The sequence below is a fragment of the Bradyrhizobium sp. genome (genome assembly GCF_019244115.1).
Classification (GTDB): domain Bacteria; phylum Pseudomonadota; class Alphaproteobacteria; order Rhizobiales; family Xanthobacteraceae; genus Bradyrhizobium.
This window is the reverse complement of sequence record NZ_JAFATE010000631.1, coordinates 1-18,520: the sequence shown is the minus strand read 5'-3', so window position 1 is coordinate 18,520 and position 18,520 is coordinate 1. Positions and strand designations below refer to the sequence as shown.

20 protein-coding genes and 1 pseudogene are annotated in these 18,520 nt (G+C 64.8%); 14 read left to right on the top strand and 7 right to left on the bottom strand.

The annotated features are described in order from the left end of the window. Positions 1-213, top strand: a pseudogene (locus JOZ76_RS27785) (ABC transporter ATP-binding protein); the annotation flags it as partial. Then, positions 203-937: an ABC transporter ATP-binding protein gene (locus JOZ76_RS27780; protein ID WP_441300113.1), complete on the top strand. Its 735-nt coding sequence runs from the start codon at positions 203-205 to the stop codon at positions 935-937. The pseudogene JOZ76_RS27785 and the gene JOZ76_RS27780, both read left to right, overlap by 11 nt. Before the next feature lie 102 nt (positions 938-1,039). Here the strand turns inward: JOZ76_RS27780 and JOZ76_RS27775 are convergent, their stop codons facing one another. Next, on the bottom strand, positions 1,040-1,813 hold the full coding sequence (locus JOZ76_RS27775) for a hypothetical protein (protein ID WP_291704112.1): 774 nt from the start codon (positions 1,811-1,813) through the stop codon (positions 1,040-1,042). A gap of 20 nt (positions 1,814-1,833) precedes the next feature. Beyond that, positions 1,834-2,022, bottom strand: a complete 189-nt coding sequence (locus JOZ76_RS27770) for a hypothetical protein (protein WP_291704110.1) — start codon at positions 2,020-2,022, stop codon at positions 1,834-1,836. Between the two features lie 380 nt (positions 2,023-2,402). On the opposite strand from JOZ76_RS27770, the gene JOZ76_RS27765 reads away from it, so the two are divergent. Next, positions 2,403-3,374, top strand: coding sequence for a DUF2336 domain-containing protein (locus tag JOZ76_RS27765; protein WP_291704108.1), 972 nt, complete (start codon positions 2,403-2,405; stop codon positions 3,372-3,374). Positions 3,375-3,396: 22 nt separating this feature from the next. On the opposite strand, the gene JOZ76_RS27760 is transcribed toward JOZ76_RS27765, so the two are convergent. From JOZ76_RS27760 to JOZ76_RS27750, 3 genes are all read right to left on the bottom strand, one after another. After that, positions 3,397-3,741, bottom strand: coding sequence for a DUF1491 family protein (locus JOZ76_RS27760; protein ID WP_291704106.1), 345 nt, complete (start codon positions 3,739-3,741; stop codon positions 3,397-3,399). A 90-nt stretch (positions 3,742-3,831) separates the two neighbouring features. Next, a complete protein-coding gene (locus JOZ76_RS27755) occupies positions 3,832-4,521 on the bottom strand; it encodes a peptidoglycan-binding domain-containing protein (RefSeq protein ID WP_291704104.1) in 690 nt (229 codons plus the stop codon). Further along, positions 4,514-6,331 (bottom strand): PAS domain-containing sensor histidine kinase, encoded by a 1,818-nt coding sequence (locus JOZ76_RS27750; RefSeq protein WP_291704102.1) that lies wholly within the window; start codon positions 6,329-6,331, stop codon positions 4,514-4,516. The genes JOZ76_RS27755 and JOZ76_RS27750 overlap by 8 nt, the downstream gene beginning before the upstream one ends. 456 nt (positions 6,332-6,787) lie before the next feature. Here JOZ76_RS27750 and JOZ76_RS27745 point away from each other — a divergent pair, with 456 nt between their 5' ends. Then, positions 6,788-7,225 carry a DUF5330 domain-containing protein gene (locus JOZ76_RS27745; protein ID WP_291704100.1) on the top strand — a complete coding sequence of 146 codons (438 nt, stop codon included), beginning with the start codon at positions 6,788-6,790 and terminating at the stop codon, positions 7,223-7,225. A gap of 159 nt (positions 7,226-7,384) precedes the next feature. Next, positions 7,385-7,813 carry a SufE family protein gene (locus JOZ76_RS27740; protein ID WP_291704098.1) on the top strand — a complete coding sequence of 143 codons (429 nt, stop codon included), beginning with the start codon at positions 7,385-7,387 and terminating at the stop codon, positions 7,811-7,813. Positions 7,814-8,010: 197 nt separating this feature from the next. On the opposite strand, the gene JOZ76_RS27735 is transcribed toward JOZ76_RS27740, so the two are convergent. Beyond that, the gene (locus JOZ76_RS27735; RefSeq protein ID WP_291704097.1) at positions 8,011-8,424 is read right to left on the bottom strand and encodes a MucR family transcriptional regulator; all 414 of its coding nucleotides are present in this window, start codon (positions 8,422-8,424) and stop codon (positions 8,011-8,013) included. A gap of 230 nt (positions 8,425-8,654) precedes the next feature. Further along, positions 8,655-9,548, bottom strand: a complete 894-nt coding sequence (locus tag JOZ76_RS27730) for a DUF308 domain-containing protein (RefSeq protein ID WP_291704096.1) — start codon at positions 9,546-9,548, stop codon at positions 8,655-8,657. A gap of 322 nt (positions 9,549-9,870) precedes the next feature. On the opposite strand from JOZ76_RS27730, the gene JOZ76_RS27725 reads away from it, so the two are divergent. From JOZ76_RS27725 to JOZ76_RS27685, 9 genes are all read left to right on the top strand, one after another. Next, positions 9,871-11,520: a glycosyltransferase family 39 protein gene (locus JOZ76_RS27725; protein ID WP_291704094.1), complete on the top strand. Its 1,650-nt coding sequence runs from the start codon at positions 9,871-9,873 to the stop codon at positions 11,518-11,520. Positions 11,521-11,614: 94 nt separating this feature from the next. Beyond that, positions 11,615-12,595, top strand: a complete 981-nt coding sequence (locus JOZ76_RS27720) for an NAD-dependent epimerase/dehydratase family protein (protein WP_291704092.1) — start codon at positions 11,615-11,617, stop codon at positions 12,593-12,595. A 390-nt stretch (positions 12,596-12,985) separates the two neighbouring features. Then, the gene (locus JOZ76_RS27715; RefSeq protein ID WP_291704090.1) at positions 12,986-13,939 is read left to right on the top strand and encodes a protoglobin domain-containing protein; all 954 of its coding nucleotides are present in this window, start codon (positions 12,986-12,988) and stop codon (positions 13,937-13,939) included. 28 nt (positions 13,940-13,967) lie between these two features. Then, entirely contained in the window at positions 13,968-14,342 is a 375-nt protein-coding gene (locus JOZ76_RS27710; protein WP_291704089.1) for an STAS domain-containing protein, read from the top strand. Further along, complete coding sequence (locus tag JOZ76_RS27705; RefSeq protein WP_291704087.1) at positions 14,332-14,736, top strand: anti-sigma regulatory factor; 405 nt, start codon at positions 14,332-14,334, stop codon at positions 14,734-14,736. Before JOZ76_RS27710 ends, JOZ76_RS27705 begins: the two co-directional genes overlap by 11 nt. Beyond that, positions 14,724-15,356 carry a SpoIIE family protein phosphatase gene (locus JOZ76_RS27700; RefSeq protein ID WP_291704085.1) on the top strand — a complete coding sequence of 211 codons (633 nt, stop codon included), beginning with the start codon at positions 14,724-14,726 and terminating at the stop codon, positions 15,354-15,356. Before JOZ76_RS27705 ends, JOZ76_RS27700 begins: the two co-directional genes overlap by 13 nt. A 2-nt stretch (positions 15,357-15,358) precedes the next feature. Then, the gene (locus tag JOZ76_RS27695; RefSeq protein ID WP_291704083.1) at positions 15,359-16,378 is read left to right on the top strand and encodes a sensor histidine kinase; all 1,020 of its coding nucleotides are present in this window, start codon (positions 15,359-15,361) and stop codon (positions 16,376-16,378) included. Beyond that, complete coding sequence (locus JOZ76_RS27690; protein ID WP_291704081.1) at positions 16,368-16,820, top strand: response regulator; 453 nt, start codon at positions 16,368-16,370, stop codon at positions 16,818-16,820. The genes JOZ76_RS27695 and JOZ76_RS27690 overlap by 11 nt, the downstream gene beginning before the upstream one ends. 28 nt (positions 16,821-16,848) lie before the next feature. Next, entirely contained in the window at positions 16,849-18,405 is a 1,557-nt protein-coding gene (locus JOZ76_RS27685) for a hybrid sensor histidine kinase/response regulator (protein ID WP_291704079.1), read from the top strand. Positions 18,406-18,520 lie beyond the last annotated feature (115 nt).

Genomic DNA, 18,520 nt, shown 5'->3' with positions numbered 1-18,520 from the left:
CTCTCCAGCGCCGAGGTCGACGAGGTTCTCGATCTGTTGCTCAGCCTTGCCGGCGAGGACATTGCCATCATCATGATCGAGCACATCATGCAGGCGGTGATGCGGTTTTCCGAGCGCGTGATGTGCCTCGATGCCGGGCGCATCATCGCGATCGGCGCGCCCGCCGAGGTGATGGCCAATGCCCGCGTGCAGGAGGCCTATCTTGGCACTTAGCCTCACCATCGAGGGCCTCGATGCTGGCTATGGCGCGGTCAAGGCGCTGCGCGGCGTCACGCTCGACGTCAAGGCCGGCGAGACCGTCGCCCTGCTCGGCACCAACGGCAACGGCAAGAGCACGCTGATGAAGTGCATCATGGGGCTGGTGCGTCCAAAGCGCGGCCGCATGTCCCTGGTCGTCGATGGACGATCGCACGACCTGACGCGGCTGTCCGCCGAGGAGGTGGTCGATCTCGGCGTCGCGCTGGTGCCCGAAGGGCGACGGCTGTTTCCAAAACTGACGGTGAAGGAGAACCTGACGCTCGGCGCCTTCCGCCGGGCGGCGCGCGGCGCCATCAAGCGCAACCTCGCCCAGGCTTTCGACACTTTTCCCGTTCTGAAGGAGCGCGAGAACCAGCTCGCCGGCACCATGTCGGGCGGCCAGCAGCAGATGCTCGCCATCGCGCGTGCGCTGATGTCGTCGCCGCGCCTTTTGCTCATCGACGAGCCGTCGGTCGGCCTCTCGCCGCTCCTTGTGTCGCAGACGATCTCAAAGATCGGCGAACTGAAGAAGGGCTTTGGCCTGACGGTGCTGATGGCCGAGCAGAACTTCAACCAGGCGATCCGCATCGCCGACCGCGGCTACATCATCGTGCATGGCGAGATCGCGGTCGCCGCCGGCTCGGTCGACGAGCTCAAGGCCAACGACATCGTCAAGCGGCTGTATTTGGGCGGTGGGTAGTCTCTCCGTCGTCATGGCCGGGCTTGTCCCGGCCATCCACGTCTTCGCCTAAGGCACGAAAGCAAGACGTAGATGGCCGCGACAAGCGCGGGCATGACGGGTTCAGCCCTTCGTAACCGTCGGCTGCTCGATCACCGGCCGGACCGCGACCGGCGGGTTTGCGGTTTGCGCCGCCAGTTCGCCGATCAGGCGGTCGGCGTCGGCGGCGATGTTGTCGGGCGCCTGCAGCACCAGGCGCTCAAGCGCCCAGCGGTAGGAGGCAACGCGCTGCTGCAGGCATTGCTGCACCCACTGCACGATCAGGATGTTTTCCTGCATGCGCGCGACAGCATCGGCGCGCTCGCGCGGCGACAGTTCTGAAACATGCGGAAGCGTCGCATTGCGCTTGCGGTCGAGATCGATGACGCGGACCGCCGCCGCGTAAAACTGCTCGAAGCGCGTGATGTCGTCGCGTACGTCGTCGATCAGCTGCTGATAGCGCGAGGAATGCGAGCGGTGCGGCTCGTCGATCAGGGCGCGGCCATAGGCCGTTCGGTCGAAGGCCACGTTCTGCCGCCACGGCGGGGCAATGCGTTGGTAGTCGCCGAACACCGCCTTCCACGCCGGCCGCGACAGCGGCGGCTCGATCAGGGGATAGGCGAGATCGCGGAGCTGGCGCTCATTGTCGGTGAGCTGAAACTGCGATGGGGCAAGGCCGATGCTCGCGGTCGCTTCGCCGCCGATCCAGCGGTGCATGTCGTCGTTGCGGAAGTCCGCGCGGGTGCGACCGAAATCGCCGCCGCTGCAGCCGCCAAGCAGCAGGCTGCCCAGCACGAGCACGAAAACTGATGAGGAGACCGATGACGAACACCGGATCGAGTTGCACGTCTCCGGCATTTTCACTTTGCCGTTTTTGGCTAGCGCCGGCGCCGCGGCCGGCCCTGGCTCTTGCCCTCTTCCGGACCGCGATCGCCGCTCTTTCCATCATGATCGCGCTCGATGCGCACGACCGGCAGGATCAGGATAGTTCCGGTGTGCGTGCCATCGAGGGTTAGACCGAGCCGCCGCGATGCCGCTTCCGTCGGGAATTCGATGATGGTCGCCATGTCAGCTCTGTTGCCCCGTTCGAAGTGTGAACTCCTCGCCTCGCCCCTCAACCGAACTTCGAAATCAAAGAGGTCTGCGCGATCAAAAAATTCCAGTACCGCGTGCATTCCATCGTTCCCAAATCGTCAGCGGGAACCCCTAACCGCCGATGACCATTAAGGTGCGACTTGCGGCGGCTTTCATTAAGATCAGCAGATGGTTAATGGGGTCTTAAGCCGCGGCCCCAGCCGGCATCGGGGACGAATTTGCGAGCGCGGCGTTGCAGAACGGTCGCTCGCTCAAGTCAGCGCGAAATTCTTCACGAATTGTTTTCCTTAACGCACTGTTAAAGCCCCTCCTGTAGCTTTTCGCGACATCAGGTGACGCGCGTAAGCATGACATGAGCACATCTCCGCGTTTTCCAGGCTTCGACGGGTTGATGACGCTGTCGCGTCGCGAGGGCGTCGACATCAGGCCCACATTGCTGCGCGTCCTGACCGACCTGTATGTCCAGGCCGGCGCGCATTCGAGCGACGAGGAACGGCAGTTCGTGGAGCTCGCCACCCGCCTGATCGATCAGGTCGACGACGCGACGCGCGCCGCGGTGCGGGCACGACTTGCGATCTATCCCGGCGCGCCGGTCTTAATTCTCGAACAGCTCGGGCTGAGGCCCTCCGGGTCCGACGAACCCGCCTCGCTCGTGCGCGACGTGCCGGCCAGGCCGCCTTCAGCGGGCACCGAACCGGCGGACACGCAGCCCTCGATGCAATCGACGCTGGCGATGCAGCCGAAGGACGCGGCCGAGATCCACGACATGTTCTTTCGCGCGAACGGGCGGGAACGGGCGGCCATCCTGCACAATCTCGGCGAAACACCGCTCAAACCATCGCCGCGTATTCCCGAGACACGCGCTGCACGCGCCATCGAGACGCTGGAGATGGCGGCCTTCGCCTCCGACGTCGAAAGTTTTGCGATCGAACTCGGCGAGAGCCTGATCCTGCCGGCGCGCATGGCGGCACAGGTGGTCGATGATGCCGGCGGCGAGCCGCTGGCCTGCGCGGCGCGTGCGCTCGGCATGCCGAGCGCGGTGTTCCAGCGCATCCTGCTGTTCCTCAAGCCGGAGATGGGTTCGTCGGTTCAGACCGTGTATCGCCTGTCGCGGCTCTACGACAACTTGAGCGAACGCTCCGCGCTGATCATGCTGGCGGCCTGGCGCGGTTCGGTGATGGCCACAAGCCGTGCAAAACATCGCCCGATGCTGTACGACGACGAACGCCAGCGCGCGCGTGGCGCGGCGCTGCCCGTGCGCTCCGAGGTGCAGCCCGGCGCGGCCACCGTCGCGCGAACCGGCACCGATGGCTCGCGCAGATAATCGACGGTCCGCGTGCTGACCTTCAGGAGCGCGCGAGTTCGAGAAAGTAACGTCCCTCCTTGTCCTCGGTCTCAATGATCCAGGCGTCGGGATCGAAGCGGATTTCCTTGGCGAGGCGCTCTTCGACGGTGGCTTCGGGCACCGGTTGCGGCGAAATGGGAACAAACAAGCGGTCGACGGGCCTCGCGTCGTCATAGACGGTCTGCGGCGCCGGCGCGAACAGCATGGCGCTGCCGTCCAGCAGCGCGACCTTGACGAAGACAGCGCCCGCCTCCTCGGCCCCGCGGCGGCGCACTGCGCCAAAGATGCCCGCACCCTGACAACGCCGCAGATAGGCCGCGACCCAGATGTTGGTTTTCAATCGCATGGATGGAGACGATAGGCCGCCGCTGAACTGCGCGCCAGTGGCGGCCGGCACTTGCCGCCACGCTTCACTACGAAAATCAGCCTGCAAGCGTCAGTCGACCGAATGGCCGATGACCGACGCGAGTTCGCGGACCATGCGCTCCGAGATCTGCCCGGTGACCGGCAGCTTGCGCTCGCGCTCGAATTTCTGAATCGCCGCCTGGGTGTCGACACCGATCGTCCCGGTCGGCTTCAGCTGCCCGTAGCCATATTCGGTCAGGGCGCGCTGCACCGCCGCCACGCGGCGCGAGCCCGTGACCTGCCCGGTGTCGCCATGGGGCGAAACAGGAATCGACGCGGGCGGCCGCGTCGCGTTTCCAGAGGAAACGCTTCCCGTGGTCGACGACCGCACCAGATTGGCCAGCTGATCGGCGCTCTTCGGCTCGGCCAGTTTGGGTTCGGCCGGCCTTGGGTCCGCGAGCTTCGGTTCGGCACCGTCTGCCTCGGCCGGCCGCGGTCGCGGCAGGAGATTGGCGATGGCGGCACTGTTTGCGCTCGATATGACAAACGATCCGAACATCGGCGCCGGATGCGGTCCGGCCTGAAGGAACAGCGCGTTGGTCACGATCGCGGTGATCGCCGCGCAAGCCAGCACGCCTGCGACGACGTCCTTCGGACTGCGCAGGAACAGACGCATCGCAAGACCGCGCTTGGCCTCCGGCGCTGCTCCGGCGGCTGCCGGCCGGTTGCGGCGACGGGGCGTCTCGTCATCATCATCATCGTTGGTCGGTCGTCTAGGCACTTTTCTTCACCTGCGAGGACGGCTCCTGCTTGGCAGATCGCACGGAGGGGGTCAGCATTGCAACATTGTTTTGGTATTCGGCGCTGGCCTTGGAGAAAGCGCGCGGCAGCACCACGGTGACGGTGGTCCCCTCGTCAACCTTGCTCTGAACGTTCAGTTCCCCGCCATGCAAGGCGACCAGGCTCTTGACGATCGACAGCCCGAGCCCGGTGCCCTCGTGCCGCCGCTGATAGGTCGTGCCGGCCTGGAAGAACGGATCGCCGATGCGCTTCAGATCGTCGGCCGCGATGCCGACGCCGGTGTCGGTGACAGCGAGCACGAGTTTTGCATCGTCGACTAGTGCTGCAACCGTGACCTTGCCGCCACGCTCGGTAAACTTGATCGCGTTCGACACGAGATTCAGCATGATCTGCTTGAAAGCGCGCGAATCGCCCGTGATCTCGGGAAGATCCGGCGCGGCGTTGACCACGAGGTCGATGCCGTTTTCCCTCGCCTTCAACGCCAGCAGGTTGCAGCAACTGATCAGCGCCGCGCGCGGCGCGAAGGGCTCGGGCATGATTTCGAAATTGCCGGATTCCATTTTCGACATGTCGAGAATGCCGTTGACGACCGACAGCAGATGCTGGCCGGAATCATTGATCAGCTGGGCGTATTCCTTGCGCCGCGCCGCGTCGAGCATCAAGTCGTGCTCTCTGATGATCATTTCGGAGAAACCGATGATGGCATTGAGCGGCGTGCGCAGTTCATGGCTCATGGTGGCGAGGAACCGCGTCTTTGCGGCGTCCGCCCGCTCGGCCGCGCCGCGGGCGAGTTCGAGCGCCTGCTCCTGGACCTTGCGCTCGGTCACGTCGCGCATCACGGCGACCACCTCCGCCTCGCCGGCCGTAGCCGGACGCGACGCCTGATCGAGCGGGCGGCAGCGCATCTCGACCCAGATGAAGTCGGCCCGGCCGCCCTCGCCCCGCGTGACGCGGAATTCGACGCTGCATGCTTCGCCGCCGCGTCCGGCATCAGACAGCGCGGTGAGATAGGCCGGACGGTCGGCGACGTGAACGCGCTCGAACAGCCCGTGTCCGGTGAGGCGCGCCGCCGGCACGCCGAGCAGTGCTTCCGCCGCGGGCGAGATGAACTGCACCGCGCCGTTGCGGCCGTGGCGCGAGATCACGTCGCTCATGTTGCGGGTCAGAAGACGGTAACGCTCCTCCTCACGCGTCAGCAGGTCGACGCCGATGCGCGCGAGCGAGTCCGAGGCGAACGCCAGGCCAGCGGCATAGAGAGTGGCGGACAGCGCGCCAAACGCCAGCAGCGTGGTTCGCATCGACGCGCCGGTTGGCGCCGCGGGCAGAAGCGAAAGATGTCCGAGCAGGATCAGCGCGGCGACGCAGGAGAGTGCCAGTACTGCTGCGAACGCCACGACGCGCCGCGAGGCCGACAGCGAGGCTTCCAGCGGCACGACGACGAGCCAGATCGCGGCGAACGATTCGATGCCGCCGGTCGAAATCGCAACCGCGGTGACGAGACCGGCCAGTGCGAGCGAGGACAGCACATAGGCGCCTTCGTAGCGCCCGGTGCGCGACAAAAACCATGACAACAGAATCGGTGCGATCAACCAGGCGAAGGCCAAAACCTCCAGCGCACTCGGCGCACCGCGGATCGCAAGATAGCCTGGGAAAGCCGCAAACGCCGCCAGGCTGCCGAGCAGGCGCGGCGCCATGAAGGCGCGATGGCGCGCCCGCGTCAGCGCGTCATGGCGCGCGGACGGATGCAGCAGGGCATCGAGGCAGTCACGAACGATATTCAACACAATCACGGTTCTCGCGCCCGGTTTGTTCGTCGATCAGACGCTCCGGAACGCCTCCTTGTCGTGGCCCACCGTGTCAGAGCGGAATTAAATGAACGCTAAGGCACCGCGCGGGGTTCGTTGGCCCCACGCTTTTGCCGACAATTTGACGGATCGCGACCGCGCCATTTAACGAAAATGGTGAATGACCGGTTTAACGCGCCGCTCATGGTTTCCAAAAGGTGGACGGCGTGGGCGACGGCACAGCGTCGGTGAACGCCGCGCGTTCATTCGTGCGCGCGAGCCTTGGAACATGGCACGCGCTTCGAAGTTCAAAGGATGCGCGCGGCGATTTTTTCGCAAACACCACGCGAATTAAGCCTGCTTCAATCACTTGCGATCTATCGAGAGAAGTTGGGTGGGTGAGGCGTCGAGATGCGTCGGAAGCGCGACAAGACGTATGTGAGTTGACGACGGGGTTGCGTGATGTGGTTCCTGCTCCGCATGGCATTCTGGCTCGGGCTGGTTCTCGTGCTGCTGCCGCGCGACAAGAACGCCGAATCGCAAAAACTGCCGCAGATCAGCGCGCAGGAAGCGGTGCAGGCCGCGACCGCCGCCATGTCCGACATGAGCCAGTTCTGCAAGCGCCAGCCGTCAGCCTGCGAGGTCGGTGGCCAGGCCGCGACCGTGATCGGGGCGCGCGCCCAGGAGGGGGCGCGCAAGATCTATCAGATGATGAAGCCTGCCGAGCCCGACAGGAAATCATCCGACCCCGAGAAGAAGCCCGCTGAGGCCGACAAGAAGGCGCCCGACCATACGGGCTCGATCGGCGGCGAGGAAAGCGATCCGGCGCTGATCGATATGGCGTCCCAGGATACGCTGACGCCGAACGACCTGCTCGCGGACTGGCGCGCGGCGCCCTGACCTTCGAGGGTCTATCTAAGGACAGTTTTCTCGCTTTCGGCGACCTCCCATCCCATATAAGGGATGGAGTTGGAACCTTGCGTCGCCGGCCTGAAGCGGTTCCAATCGGACATGCTGATCCAGGGCCGGACCGCACCATCACAGGCTTGCCAAACACCCATGACGATCGACGACATCAGGGACAATTTTGCACTGCTGGAGGACTGGGACGACCGTTACCGGTACGTCATCGAGCTCGGGCGCACGCTTGCGCCCATGCCCGAGGAGGAACACTCGGCCGAGAACAAGGTGCAGGGCTGTGTCAGCCAGGTGTGGCTGTCGCGCCGAATCGATCGCGAGGCGGGGGAGGAACCGATCCTGAACTATCGTGGCGACAGTGACGCCCATATCGTGCGCGGGCTGATCGCAATCCTGCTGACGCTTTTGTCGGGCCGCACGCCGCGCGAGATCCTGGGCACCGATGCCGCGGCGATCTTCGACGAATTCGGCTTTCGCGAGCATTTGACGCCGCAGCGCTCCAATGGCCTGCGCGCGATGATTGAGCGGATCCGCGCCGATGCCCGCGCCACCCTTGCCGCAGCCTCCTGACACTCCTCTAGTGCTACTGCGCTATTAAACCCTCGTGGTGAGGAGGCGCGCATGCGCGCTATCTCGAACCATGAGGCCCGACCTTGGCCTCATCCTTCGAGACGCGGCGAAGGCGCCGCTCCTCAGGGATAAAGGGGATGGGAGCCGTCTACCCGCGTTGACGAACGGGGCAACAAGCAGCCGTCATTGCGGGGGCGCTACTTCCGTCCCTTGCGCTGCTGGCCGAGGCCCATCTTTTTGGCGAGCTGCGAGCGCGCCACGGCATAGTTCGGCGCCACCATCGGGTAATCGGCGGGCAGTCCCCACTTCTCCCGATACTGCTCCGGGGTCATGTTGTACTGGGTGCGCAAGTGGCGTTTCAGCGACTTGAAGCGCTTGCCGTCCTCGAGACAAACCAGATAGTCCGGCGCGATCGATTTTTTCACGGCAACCGCAGGTTTTGCCGGCTCCAGCGGCAGCTCGGTACGACCGCTCGAGACCCTGAGCAGCGCTGAATGCACCTGGCTGATCAGGTTCGGAATTTCCGACGCCGGCGTGGGATTGTTGCTGAGATAGGCCGAGACGATGTTCGCGGTCAGATCAATGAAATTCTTGCCGGCGGTTTCGGTCATGAACTGAACCTTATCCTAATAATGGCTTTGCGCGAATGCCGTCTCGCTGGCCCAAAGTCTAAGACAAACCCCAAACTTACACTTTGGCTTGCGATGACACGGATGCGTCCGGCACGCTTCAACCACTTCTAGAATATGAACTGAGTACGTTTTGGCTAACGCCGATAACTTAGGTTACGACGGTTACGCACTTCAAGTGAAGCTTGCGGTCAATTCACCCAAAGCGCGCTTCAAGAACGCTGTTCGAGATGCGCCCGCAGTTCCTCGATTGAACCAAAGCGCATCATGCCCTCGGGCATCTGCGCCTCGATCGAACCGTCGGAAAACAGCGAATAGGCCATGCCGTCGACGGCGCCGGATTTCACGACCGTCGGCTGATCGGCTGCCAGGGCCTCCTTGAACGCCGGGGCCGCCCGGCCGCTCCGCCTTAGTTGTGGCCGCTCCGCGCGCGGCCAGGCGTCGTCGAAGGGGGACGGCTGGAGTTTGCCGATTTCGGCCGACGGAGCGCGCACCGGCTCGGCGACCGCGGCCTCCGATGGACGCGGCGGCAAGCGATCGCGTTCCCTGCGCGAAGAGAACAGCGGGTTGCGTGGCGACTTTGGCGAGGGCGCCGGCACGGCCTCCGCGGCCGGCTCGCTGATCGGCGCGAGGGCCGGCCGTGCCCGCTCACGCGCACCGTTCTCGTCCTGCCAAGGGATAGGCGAAGGGATCGACGGGACCGGTGGAATCGGCGGCATGGGCGGGAGCGGTGGCATTTGCGGAATCGGCGGCGCCACAGGCTCGATCTCGTCGGTTTCGGCCGCTGCCGGCTCATCCCTGCTGAACAGAAAACCCCCTTCCGGCGCGCGCGCCAGAGCGGCGCTCGGCGGTGGCAGAACCGGTCTTGCACCGGTTCCGGTCCGAGGTTCCGCGGGCGAGCGGGGCGGCAACCGGCGCGCGATGTTCTTGAGCTCCCCGACCACCATGGAAAGGCCGATCATGACCATGCCGGTGCATGCGCCCATGGCCCCAATGAAGATCATGGTGTTGCCGAAACTGAATTCCTTCAGCGAAAAACCGTAGGCGACCGCCACCAGGCCGGCCACAATGGCCCCAATTCCGGCGATCAACATGGCACTCATCATGAAACCCGCTCGTTGGGCAGCCCGCGCGCCTGCGAGCCGCCTCCCCGCCACGATACCGTCATAGTTGACACGGCGCCAACCGACAATTGCCCCTCGGGGGAATAGCTACGGATATCCAGTCAGCAATTGTTCAGGTAAACAATAATAATTGTCACGGACAGCATAGATCGTCACGCAGGTCGCCCGCCTGTTTGCGCCGCAACCATTGATTCAGGCCAAATTCCAATTACTTGCGCGGGTATATGCGTTATATGCATCTTGGGGAATAGAGGCTCGAGAGCGCGGAACTGAGCCAAAGAGGGACGCCGGGTTACCAATCGCCATGTCTTCCATTACGACTTCGGTCATCGAGACGCCCACGCGGCGATCGATGGAACAAACTTGTGACGATTTTGCGTTTTTTGTGTTGGCGCTCGTCAGCCTGGTCGCGGGCCTGACATTTCGCGACTATGGACTCGGCTGGGACGACTACACCCACGCCGAATATGCCGACCTGCTGCTGCGGATGTACGGTTCCGGGTTCAAGGACACAGCGGCGCTCTCCTTTGCCAATCTGTACATGTATGGCGGCGGCTTCGACATGGCCGCAGCGCTGCTGCACAAGCTGATCCCGCTCGAACTGTTCGAGACCAGGCGGCTGGTCGGGGCCATTGTCGGCGTGATCGGCCTTGCGGTGACCTGGCGGCTCGCGCGCCGCGTCGGCGGACCGCTTGCCGGCCTGGCCGCGCTGCTGCTGCTGGCGCTGTGCCCGATCTATTACGGGCACATGTTCATGAACCCCAAGGATGCACCATTCGCGGTTGCGATGATCGTCCTGATGCTGGGCCTGGCGCGGCTGGCCGAGGAATATCCCCACCCCTCACCGCGCACGATCCTGATCGTCGGCCTGGGCGCCGGGCTCTCGATCGGCTCGCGGGTGCTCGGCGGACTGGCGCTGATCTATGCGCTGGCCGGCTTCGTGCCGCTGTGGCTCGATGACGTCCGCACGCAAGGGCGCCGCGAAGCCGTCCGCCGCTTCGTCCATGTCCTGTTCGTGCTGCTGCCCGGCCTGATCCTCGGCTACCTCGTGATGGGTCTGATCTGGCCGTGGTCGATCATCAGGGTAGGCAATCCGTTCACCGCGGTCACCTACTTCTCGCATTTCTTCGAAAAGCCCTGGAAGGAAATGTTCGACGGCGCGCTGGTCTCCGTGCCGGACATGCCATGGTCCTATCTGCCGACGCTGTTCGCGCTTCAGCTCCCCGAGGTGCTGCTGGGGCTGTTGATTGCAGGGCTCGTCGTGGCCCTGCTGGCGCTGTCCCGCGCCGAAGTGCCGGCGCACCGCAAGACCGTGCTGCTGATGCTGGTGCTCGCCGCGACGCTGCCGATCGCGATTGCGATCGTGAAGCGGCCCGCGCTCTACAACGGCATCCGGCATTTCATTTTCGTCATTCCCCCGATGACCGTTTTGGGCGGCATCGCCTTCGCCAAGGGAATGAACTGGCTGAAGGACAACCGCGTCAGCTGGCAGCCGGTCGCGCTCACGGCATTCGTGTTCGGACTTGCGCTGCCGCTCGCCGAGATGATCCGGCTGCATCCCTATCAATACACCCATTTCAACTATATCGCCGGGACCGTGCGCGAGGCCGACGACCGCTTCATGCTGGACTATTGGGGGCTTGCGCTGAAACAGGCCTCCGACGGGCTGCGCGAGCAACTGGTGGAACGGCAGGAAGTGCCGCCCGAGGGACGCAAGTGGAAAGTCGCCGTCTGCGGTCCGCAGCGCCCGGCACAGGTCGCGCTCGGCCCCGATTTCGCCATCGGCTGGGACAGTCATGCCGCCGATTTCGCCATGACGCTCGGCGAGTTCTATTGCAAGGGCCTCAACGCGCCCGTGATGGTCGAGATCAAGCGGGACGACGTGGTGTTCGCGCGCGTGTACGACATCCGCGGTCGCACCATTTCGAGCCTGCTGTCGATCCCGGCGCCCTAATCTGCTGCAAAGGGCATGACTGCCACGCCGTTCCGTGCCTTGCTGCACGGGCCAGACCCATTAGGTTCGCCACGCGGCATAGCGAGGCTTTGACATGACTGTTCTGGTGACCGGCAGCTCCGGTCATCTCGGCGAAGCGCTGGTCCGCACGCTTGCGGCCGCGCGGCGCGATGTGATCGGAACCGACATCCGGCCAGGCCCGTTCACGCATCGAATCGGCTCGATCACCGACCGCGGCTTTGTTCGCGACTGCATGGACGGCGTCGCCACGGTGCTGCATGCCGCGACGCTGCACAAGCCGCATGTGGCCACCCATGGCCGCCAGGATTTTATCGACGTCAACATCACCGGCACGCTCAACCTGCTCGAGGAAGCGGCGCGCCGCGGAGTCGCCGCCTTCATCTACACCAGCACGACCAGCGTGTTCGGCGACGCGCTGATCCCGCCGCCGGGCGCACCGGCCGCCTGGATCACCGAGGATGTCGTTCCCGTCCCAAAAAACATCTACGGCGTGACGAAAGCGGCGGCGGAGGACCTCTGCCGGCTTTTCGCGCGCAATCACGCGCTTCCGACGACCGTACTGCGGGTGTCGCGCTTCTTCCCCGAGGAGGACGACGACCGCGCGATTCGCGACACCTATGCCGATGCCAACGCCAAGACGAACGAATTTCTCTACCGGCGCGTCGACATCGAGGACGTGGTCAGCGCGCATCTGCTGGCGGCGGAGAAAAAACCTCGCGGCGGATTTGCCAGATACATCATCAGCGCCACCGCGCCGTTTGCACGCGACGAGATGGACGAGCTGCGCCACAACGCGCCGCGAGTCGTCGCGCGCCACGTACCGGCCTATGAAGCCGAATATGCCGCCCGCGGCTGGCGGATGTTTGAAAACATCGATCGCGTCTACGTGAACGCGCGGGCAAGACGCGAACTCGGCTGGCAGCCCCGTCACGACTTTGCCGCGCTGGTCGCGCGTCTCGGAAGCGGCGACGATATCGAAAGCGAGCTCGCGCGCACCATCGGACGCAAAGGCTATCATGATCGCGCGTTCGGCGACGGACCTTATCCGCTCTAAGCCCCCTCTTGCGTTGTCGCGTTGTCTTCACGCGAACCGATTGCGAAAACGCTGCAGTCTCTAATGGACGACGCACCGCGAATGCACTATGAAGGCGCCATACTCCTCTACACATCGGATCCAAACGCCGCCCAATTCCGGGCGGCGTTTCCATTTTGGTTCCCGCTGTTCGGTTCCCAGTCACCATGCCGTGTGCGCGTGAATCGGAGCCGCGTTGACACGGTTTTGCCACCAATGCGATAGTACGAATCATGTTGCTCAACCGGTCGGCGAGTACCGTCGACGCGTTCGGTCTACAAGCGTGGCGTTCAGCAAAAACTCGCAACAGAATACCAGCGCTTGGTCTCATCTTCGTGGGGCTGAGGCTGCCTGTGTGTGTCTGGAGGACCCATGTTGGACCAGCAATCTCTCCGATCCTCCCAATTCTCACTCGACGACGCGGATATCGAACGCCGCAAGATCATCGTAGATCTCGCGGCCGAGGATATCTCGCGCATCACGACGCTGAAAGGTGTCATCGCGCAGGAGGGCGATCGTTACACGGAGGACTTCTTCCGCTACCTGCGCGACCTCGGCGAGGCACCGGCTCTGTTCGGCCGCCGCGACGCGCTCGCCGAAGCCAAGCGCCGGAAGCGCGAGCATCTGACCGCGCTGACGAACGGTGTCTACGACCAGACCTACGTCGACCAACGAGCGGCGCTGGCCCTGCTCTATAGCCGATACGGACTGGAGACCCGCGCCTTCCTCGGAGCCTTCCATCATCTGTTGCGTGCGCTCGGCGGCGACATCATGAAGCGCTTTCCGGACGATCCAAACGGCGCCTTCCAGCGTTTCATGTCTGTTAAGAAGGTCGCGTTCTTCGACATCGGCATCATCACCGACGTCCTGACGAGCGAGCGCGAGCGGACCATCAGCCAGCAGCAGGAGGCGATCCGCGAGCTCTCGACGCCGGTGCTGCAGGTCCGCGACGGGCTGCTCATTCTTCCGATCATCGGCATGATCGATTCGCTGCGCGCCAAGCAGCTCACCGACAGCCTGCTCCGCGCCATCCGCGCCAATCGCGCGAGGATGGTGGTGATGGACATCACCGGCGTCGCCGCCGTCGATTCCAAGGTCGCCAACCATCTGATCCAGACGGTGGCGGCCGCGCGGCTGATGGGCAGCACCGTGATCATCACCGGCCTTTCGGCGGATGTCGCGCAGGCGCTGGTCGCGCTCGGCGTCGATCTCGGCAAGATCACGACGACGGCGGATCTGCAGGGCGGGCTCGAGGAGGCCGAACGCCTGCTCGGCTATCGCGTCGTCCGCTCGGCCGAAGCGCCGGGGCAACGCCTCTCGGCCTGAGGCACCACGATGCCGGAGGACGCAAGCCATGGCGATCCCCATTCTCAAGCAGGGCGACGTGCTGATCGCAAGCCTTCAGGCGGATCCGACCGATAATGACCTGATCCAGCTCAGGGACGAACTCGCGGAGCGGATCGGCCGGCTGCGCTCCATCGGCGTCGTGATCGACGTCAGCGCGCTCGACGTGTTGGACTCGTTCGCGACCCGCACGCTGCGGGGCATCGCGCAGACCACGCGGCTGCGCGGGGCGGATACCGTGATCGTCGGCGTCCAGCCGGAAGTCGCGTTCTCGATGGTGCAGCTCGGCCTCACGCTCGACGGGATTGCCACCGCGCTCGACCTCGAGGAAGGCTGCGCGCGGCTGCGCCAGCGCGTTGACGACGAGGCATCCCGTGGCAGCTGACGCGACGCATGTCGCCATCGCACACGACAGCGATATCGTGGAGGCGCGGCGGAAGGGCCGCGAGCTTGCCCAGAGGATCGGCTTTGCCGGCAGCGAACTGACCATCATTGCGACCGCGATCTCGGAGATCGCGCGAAACATCGTGGTCTACGCCGATCGTGGCGAAATCAGCCTGAGCGAGGCCGACAATGGCGGCCGACGCGGCATCGTCGTGGTCGCACGCGACGAGGGTCCGGGCATTCCCGACATCGAGCGGGCCATGCGCGACGGCTATTCGACCGGCAACAGCCTCGGTCTCGGCCTGCCGGGCGCCAGGCGTCTGATGGATGATTTCGAGATCATGTCGACGGTCGGCCAGGGCACGATCGTGACGATGCGGAAATGGAAGCGATGATTCCGGCGCCCCGAACCAGCGCGTTTGTCTGCCCCATCGAATGGGGCTTTGCCGCGCGCGCCATTGCCGGGGAAACCGAGTCGGGCGACCTGCATTTCGTCGCGACCCATGCCGGAGGCGTCCTGATCGCCGTGATCGACGGCCTCGGCCATGGCTCCGAAGCTGCGCTCGCCTCACGGCTCGCCGCGGCGACGCTCGCTGAGCATCTGGGCGAATCGGTCACGGCCCTGATGGCGCATTGCCACGCGACCCTGCAAAGAACCCGCGGTGCCGTGCTGAGCCTGGCCTGCATCGAACCCGACGGCCGCGGAATGACCTGGCTCGGGGTTGGAAATGTCGATGCCACCCTGCACCGCGCGGGATCCGCGCGACAGCAGCGGGAATCGCTGCACCATCGCGGTGGAGTCGTCGGCTATCAGCTGCCGCCGCTGCGTGCCGCGACCCTCGCGCTTGCCCCCGGCGACACGCTGGTGTTCGCAACCGACGGGATCGCCAGCACCTTCAACAGCGTGTCGCCGGTCGGATGGCATCCGCAGGATGCGGCCGATCACATCCTGCGGCTCTACGGCAAGGACACCGACGACGCGCTCGTCGTCGTTGCCCGGACCGTCGGAGACTGATCATGGCCGGCGTGATGGAGGACATCCGGAAGGACTACGCAGGGACATTGTCCGGCTATCTCATCCAGGCGGACGAGGAAGCGCGGCTGCACGCCCATGAACTCGGCCGCAAGGCGCTGACCGGCGGGATCGGCGTGCTCGACATTGTGACGTTGCATCACGAAGCGCTGGCAAGCCTTGGGGAGGCCGCATCGCTGCCGCTCGACCGCGCCGCGGAATTCTTGGCCGAAAGCCTGTCGCCATTCGAGATGTCGCTGCGCGGCTATCGCGAGGCAAACGCGATGCTCTCGACTGCCAACACCAGCCTGCAGCAGGCCCAGGCCGCAACGGAGGCAGTCAACCGCGAGCTGGAAGCGTTCAGCTATTCCGTCGCCCACGACCTGCGCGCGCCCTTGCGCAGCATCGACGGCTTCAGCCTCGCCCTGCTGGAGGACTGCGCCGACCTGCTCGACGAGGCCGGCAGGCAGCACCTGCGCTTCGTGCGCGAGGCCGCCCAGGACATGGCCGCACTGATCGACGGGTTGCTCTCGCTCTCGCGGGTGACACGCAGCGAGCTGCGCCGCGAGACGGTCGACCTCGCCGAGCTTGCGCGCAACATCCTTGCGCAGCTTCGAAGAGCAGCGCCCGGCCGCAACGTCGAGACTGTCATTGCCGATGATCTCTTTGCCGAGGGCGATGCCCGGCTGCTGCGGGGCCTGTTGGAAAACCTGCTCGGCAACGCCTGGAAGTTCACCGGCAGGCAGGCCGCCGCGCGGATCGAGGTCGGCATGACGCACGCCGGCCGCGAGCGCGCGTATTTCGTGCGGGACAACGGCGCCGGCTTCGACATGGCCTATGCCGCAAAACTGTTCGGCGCATTTCAGCGGCTGCATTCGCCGTCCGAATTCGAGGGCACCGGCATCGGTCTTGCAACCGTGCAGCGCATCGTTCATCGCCATGGCGGCCGCGTCTGGGCCAAGAGCGAGATCGGCCGCGGCGCAACGTTCTTCTTCACCCTGTGGAGTACCGGGCATGGAGCTTAGGGCCGATCTGTTCCGCGACAAGCGCATCTTGCTCGTGGAGGACAATCCGAGGGATGAAGCGCTTACGCTGCGCGCGCTGCAGAAGCACAATCTGCAATCCGCCGTCGCCGTGACGCGCGACGGGGTCGAGGCACTCGATTATCTGCTGCCGGCCGCCGACCATGCGGTGCAGCCCTTGCCGCAACTGGTCCTGCTCGATCTGAAGCTGCCGAAGCTCGACGGCCTCGAAGTCCTGCGCCGCCTGCGCGAACACGAGCGGACGCGGCTGCTGCCGGTGGTGATCCTGACCTCCTCGGCGGAGGAGCGCGACATTCTCGAAAGCTATCGACTCGGCACCAGCAGCTATGTGCGCAAGCCCGTCGACTTCGCCGAGTTCACCGAGGCGGTGCGGTACCTCGGCCTGTACTGGCTCATTCTCAACATTGCGCCGCCCGCGCAGTAAGCCTTCGCTTCCCCCTTGGAGTTTGCCGATGCCGAAACCGCTCAAAGCGTTGATCGTCGAAGACAATGAACGCGATGCCGCCATGCTGATGCGCGAGCTGAGTCGCGGCGGCTACGAGCTCTACTCGGAACGCGTCGACACACCGGAGGCCCTGAATACCGCGCTCGACCGCCAGGCCTGGGACATCGTGTTCTCCGACTATTCGATGCCGCGGTTCAGCGCACCGGCCGCGCTGGCGCTGGTGCGCGACCGCGGCTTCGACGTGCCGTTCATCATCGTCTCCGGAACCATCGGCGAGGAGACAGCTGTCGAAGCCATGCGCGCGGGCGCCAATGATTTCATGCCCAAGGGCGCCTTGGCGCGGCTGCTGCCCGCCATCGACCGCGAGCTTCGCGAGGCCAGGGCCCGCGCCGAGCGCAAGAAGATGCGCGAGCAGCTCATGATCTCCGAACGCATGGCCTCCGTCGGCATGCTGTCGGCGAGCGTCGCCCATGAGATCAACAATCCGCTGGCAGTGATCGTGGCCAATCTCGAATTCGCGCTGCAGCGGGTCGAGCTGCTGGGCGTTGAACACGCCGCAGTCGCAACGTCCGGCGACGCCAGCGGACTGCGCGAAGCCCGGCAGTCGCTCCGCGAGGCATATGAGGCCGCCGAGCGCGTGGCCCACATCGTCCGGGATCTCAAGGTGTTCTCGCGCGCGTCCAACGATGAACAGGAAGGGGCCGTCGACATCGAGCGCGTGCTGGAATCGGCGTTGCGCATGGGCTCCAACGAAATCCGCCACCGCGCCAACGTGGTCCGGCACTATGTCAAGGTCCCGCCGATCCACGGCAATGAAGCCCGCCTCGGACAGGTATTCCTCAACCTCATCGTCAATGCCGCGCAGGCGATTCCCGAAGGCCGCGCCGCCGAGAACCGGATCGGATTGTCCATTCGCATGGGGCAGAACGACCGTGTCGTGGTCGAGGTCTCCGACACCGGCTCCGGGATTCCGCCGCAGGTCCTTGCGCGCATCTTCGATCCGTTCTTCACCACTAAGGCGGCAAGCGTCGGAACCGGTCTCGGGCTAGCGATCTGCCAGCGCATCGTGATCCGCTATGGCGGCGACATTGTTGTCGAAAGCGAGGTCGGGCGCGGCACGACATTTCGGGTCTCGCTCCGGCGGGCGCGGACGGCGCTGCCCTCGGCCGATGCCATCCCAGCGGAACAACGCGCCAAACGCAAAGGCCGTATCCTCGTCGTCGACGACGAACCGATGCTCTGCTCGGCCGTCGAGCGCATTCTGTCCGTCGAGCACGAGGTCACGGTCGTGCAGTCGGCGCGGCGCGCGCTGGAGATCCTCAAGGACGATCCGCGCTTCGACGTGATTCTGTCCGACCTGATGATGCCGCAGATGACCGGGATCGAGCTTCATGCCGCGCTGGCCAAGATCGCGCCCGAGCTCGCGGCGAAAATGATCTTCATGACCGGCGGCGCCTTTTCGCCGAGTTCATCGGCGTTCCTGGAAAGCGCCTCTAACCCCACGATCGACAAGCCGTTCCGGCCGGCGGCGCTGCGGCGCGTGGTGCAAACGCTGATCACATGAGCTGCATCTCCACATCAGAACGCATCCGCGCTGATTGACCGAGCCGGCGGGTCGGATAGAATGCACACTCCGACCGTCCGGGACGGTCATGATCCTGGTTCGGAATGCGCTGGTT